Genomic DNA, 991 nt, shown 5'->3' with positions numbered 1-991 from the left:
GCCTGCTGGTGGGTCTCCAGGATCGCGACGATGGTGCGGGTGATCGCGGTCAGCGTGCCGTTGAGCGTGGCGACCGGACCGATCTTGTCGCCGTTGCGGACCCGGGTGTCGAGGCGCCGGGTCTGGAAGTCGGTGCAGTTCGAGGTCGAGGTGAGCTCGCGGTACTTGCCCTGGGTGGGGATCCAGGCCTCGCAGTCGAACTTGCGGATCGCCGAGGAGCCGAGGTCGCCCGCCGCGATGTCGACGACGCGGTAGGCCAGGTCGAGCTTCTCGAGGAACTCCTTCTCCCACGCCAGCAGGCGCTGGTGCTCGGCAGCAGCGTCCTCGAGGGTGGTGTAGATGAACATCTCGACCTTGTCGAACCAGTGGACCCGGATGATCCCCTTCGTGTCCTTGCCGTGCGAGCCTGCCTCCTTGCGGAAGCACGGGCTGAACGCGGCGTAGCGCAGCGGCAACGATCCGCCGTCGAGGATCTCCTCCGAGTGGTAGGCGGCCATCGCGACCTCGGAGGTGCCGACGAGGTACATCTCCTCGCCCTCGAGGCGGTAGACGTCGTCACCGCCGCCCTGGTCGAGGTAGCCGGTGCCCTCCATGGCGCTGCGGCGCACCAGCGAGGGCGCGATCACCTGGGTGAAGCCGGCGTTGCGGGCCTGGTCCATCGCCATGTTGACCAGCGCGAACTCGAGCTGGGCACCGACACCGGTGAGGAAGTAGAAGCGGCTGCCGCTGACCTTCGCGCCACGCTCGAGGTCGATCGCGCCGAGGATCCGGCCGATCTCGATGTGGTCGCGCGGCTCGAAGCCCTCCGCCGCGAAGTCGCGCGGCGTACCGACCTCCTCGATGACGACGAAGTCGTCCTCGCCGCCGGCCGGGGTCTCCTCGGCGACCACGTTGGGGATCGCCTTGAGGGCCGAGAGCCACTCCTCCTCGGCGACGCCCTGCGTGGCCTCGAGCTCCTTGACCTCGCCCGAGAGCGTCTTCACCTGCGCGA

1 protein-coding gene is annotated in these 991 nt (G+C 68.7%); it reads right to left on the bottom strand.

The window, feature by feature from the left end:
- A partial coding sequence (serS, locus tag ACOADB_RS25430; protein ID WP_378605526.1) for a serine--tRNA ligase occupies positions 1 to 991 on the bottom strand: 991 nt, incomplete at both ends.

Origin of the sequence: Nocardioides sp. CPCC 206348 (assembly GCF_048654705.1) — a bacterium.
Classification (GTDB): Bacteria; Actinomycetota; Actinomycetes; order Propionibacteriales; family Nocardioidaceae; genus Nocardioides.
Note: the sequence above shows the minus strand (reverse complement) of the source record. Positions and strands in the feature narration are given on the sequence as shown.